Below are 2909 nucleotides of genomic sequence, written 5' to 3'. Positions count from 1 at the left end.
GGTGGCCATCCAGACCAACCTGAGCGGCCGTTTGGGCTGGCTGGACGACTGCGACCCGGCCACCGCGGCACTGTGGACCACCTACCACCCCGGGCAGGTGTCCCACGAGCGCTTCCTCGCCAAGGCGCGCGAACTGGCCGGGAAGGGGGTGCGGTTCAGCGTCGGCGTGGTCGGCGAACCCGAGCACCTGACCGCGGCCCGGAGAATGCGCGCCGACCTGCCCGAGGAGGTCTACCTGTGGGTGAACGCCGCCGAGGGGCGGACCTACACCGACGCGGAGGCCGCCGAGTGGCAGGCGCTGGACCCGCACTTCCACTACAGCCGCCACCCCCACCCCAGCCGGGGGCTGCCCTGCCGTACGGGTGACAGTGTGCTGTCCGTGGACGGGGACGGGAACGTGCGCCGCTGCCACTTCGTGGACGCGCCGCTGGGCAACCTCTACGACGGTTCGTTCCTCGACCGGCTCGGCCCCCGCGCGTGCCCGCTGACCAGCTGCGACTGCCACATCGGCTACGTCCACCTGGAGTCCCTGGACCTGTACGACGTGTTCCGGGGCGGTGTGGTGGAACGGATCCCCGCCGCCTTCCGCCCCTCCCTCCCGCTCGTGTGATGCGGGCCAAAACCGCTTCACGATGCCAGTGGAAGCCGACATAATGCGCACCATGGTCTTTCCCCGGGTTATCGCGACCGACCTCGACGGCACTCTCCTTGGAGCGGAGGGTCTGGTCTCCGAACGCAACCGGCGGGCGCTGGTCGCCGCCTCGGAGGCGGGGATCAGGGTGGTCGTCTCCACCGCGCGTCCGCCGCGGACCACCCAGCACATCGCGGAGCAGTTCCCCTGCGCCGCCGTGCTCTGCGGCAACGGCGCCCTCGCCCACGCCCCCGACTCCGACCCGCTGGTGCGCGCCATCGACCTGGACACCGCCCACACCGTGGTCGAGAAGCTCAACGCGGCGCTGGCCGGGATCGGCTACGGCGTCGAGACCGGCACCGACTTCTTCCACGACGCCGCGTACCACCTGGAGCCGTGGCTGCCCCGCGACTGGGTGCGGGAGGTGTTGGAGACCACCGAGGCCCTGCTGACACGGGCCTCCCCGGTCACCAAGCTGCTCGTGCGCTCCAGTGACACCCCGGTGCACCTGCTGCACGAGGCGGCCGTGGCGGCGGTCGGATCGCTGGCGGAGATCACCTACTCGGGCGCCCACGGCCTGCTGGAGCTGAGCGCGCCGGGGGTGAACAAGGGCAGCACGCTCGCGATGGTCTGCGAGCGGTGGGGAGTGTCCGCCGAGGAGGTGGTGGCCTTCGGCGACATGCCCAACGACGTGTCCGCGCTGTCGTGGGCGGGCGCGGGGTACGCCATGGCCAGCGGACACCCGGACCTGCTCGACCCCGCGCTGGGGCTGCGGGTGGCCCCGGCCAGCAACGACGACGGCGTGGGCAGGGTGATCGAGCAGCTGCTCGCCGAGCGTTGACAAACCGCTGGCCGCGGCACCGGGACTGCGCCTAGGGTCCCGGGGGGAGGCGGCCCCGGCCCCCGGGGTCGCCTCCCCCGAGGAGCCCACGGGGCTGCGCGCGGCGCCGGGCCGCTGCGGCGGAGTCCCACCGAGAAACGAGGGAGAACCGTGCCGCACCCCACCCAGATCGTCTCGTCCCTGGCCGATCCCGACCGACTGGCGCTCTACGCCCGCGTGGTGGGCGCCGGAGCGGAGGGCGTGTCCGCCGAGGAGGTCCGGGCGGGCGGATCGCGGGCGCGTAAGGAGCTGGCGCGGCTCACGGACGCGGGGCTGGTGCGCGAGGACGGCGACCGCGTGGTGTACGTGCCGGAGGTGTTCTCCGCGGCCCTGGAGGAACACCGGCCCGTGCGCCGGGATCCCGTGGACGCGCTGTTCCACGACGGTCGGCTGACCACGCTGCCCGCCAAGCAGGAGCTGCGCCAGCGGGTGTTCGCGCGGATCACCGACCGGCTCTTCGCCCCCGGCACGACCTACACCGAGAAGCAGGTCAACGCCGCGATCCTGTCGTGCTTCGACGACCCCTCGTCCATGCGCCGCCACCTCGTGGACGAGGGTTACCTGACCCGCGACGACGAGGGCAGCGCCTACCGGGTCGCCGCGCGGTAGCGCGGCGGCTCAGGAGTCGGAGTCCGCGCCGTCCACCTGCTCGTGGTAGGTGCGTCTGGTGCGCTCGGTGTGCTCGTTCATCAGTCTCAGCGCCGCGTCCGCGTCGCGGTTCTCGATGACGTCGACGAGGGCCGCGTGCTCGTCCCAGGAGGCGGCGCCGCGGACGTGGGCGACCGGGGCGTAGTACCAGCGGACCCGCCGGTCGACCTGCGCGGCCAGTTCGGCGAGCACCCGGTTCCCCGAGGCCTCGGTGACGGTGCGGTGGAAGTCGGCGTTGGCCTGGACGACCACGTCGATGTCGGCGCGCTGGGTCGCCGTGTACCCGGCGGAGACCAGATCGCGCAGAAGCCCGATCTGCTCGTCGGAGGCGTTCTCGGCGGCCAGGCGGGCCGACTCCGTCTCCAGCAGGGCGCGTACCGCCAGGAGCTGGTCGGCCTCGCTCTCGGTGGGCGTGTGCACGAAGGCGCCGTAACCGGGCCGCAGGTCCACCCATCCCTCGTTGCTNNGCGGCCCGGCTGCCGCGAGACGCCGAGCTGTTGGGCCAGCTCGGTCTCGACCAGGTGCTGGCCGGGCGAGAGCGAGCGGTTGGTGATCAGGTCGAGGATGGCCTCGTACACGGCCTCACGCAGCGGTACCGGGCGCTGGACCCGTCCCGCGACGGCGTTCAACCCCTGTGGGGACATAGGGCGGCTCCATCCGGTTCCGTGGGCTTTGTAGACAGTGTACAAAGAGCGGGCGCGTGCGCCGTCACGGTACCTCCACGAGTTCGACCCGATCGGCCGGGCGACC

The 2909-nt window shown here is 72.5% G+C and carries 3 protein-coding genes and 1 pseudogene; 3 read left to right on the top strand and 1 reads right to left on the bottom strand.

From position 1 onward, the window contains the following. The 3 genes from D455_RS0113145 to D455_RS0113135 form a co-directional block, all read left to right on the top strand. Positions 1-610, top strand: a 610-nt coding sequence (locus D455_RS0113145) for an STM4011 family radical SAM protein (protein ID WP_017571183.1), incomplete at its 5' end; no start/stop codon positions are given. Positions 611-653: 43 nt separating this feature from the next. Further along, complete coding sequence (locus D455_RS0113140; RefSeq protein WP_017571182.1) at positions 654-1472, top strand: HAD-IIB family hydrolase; 819 nt, start codon at positions 654-656, stop codon at positions 1470-1472. Between the two features lie 150 nt (positions 1473-1622). Continuing rightward, the gene (locus tag D455_RS0113135) at positions 1623-2120 is read left to right on the top strand and encodes a DUF2087 domain-containing protein (protein WP_017571181.1); all 498 of its coding nucleotides are present in this window, start codon (positions 1623-1625) and stop codon (positions 2118-2120) included. Positions 2121-2129: 9 nt separating this feature from the next. Here D455_RS0113135 and D455_RS30305 read toward each other — a convergent pair. Beyond that, positions 2130-2803 (bottom strand): annotated as a pseudogene (locus D455_RS30305) (GntR family transcriptional regulator). Positions 2804-2909 lie beyond the last annotated feature (106 nt).

It is taken from the genome of Nocardiopsis halotolerans DSM 44410, from assembly GCF_000341065.1.
Taxonomy (GTDB): Bacteria; Actinomycetota; Actinomycetes; order Streptosporangiales; family Streptosporangiaceae; genus Nocardiopsis; species Nocardiopsis halotolerans.
The sequence above is the reverse complement of the archived record's forward strand: the minus strand, read 5'-3'. Positions and strand labels throughout refer to the sequence as shown.

Excerpts from the sequence above, each read along its gene's own strand:
- D455_RS0113140 (WP_017571182.1), top strand. The coding sequence starts at position 654 with ATGCGCACCATGGTCTTTCCCCGGGTTATCGCGACCGACCTCGACGGC.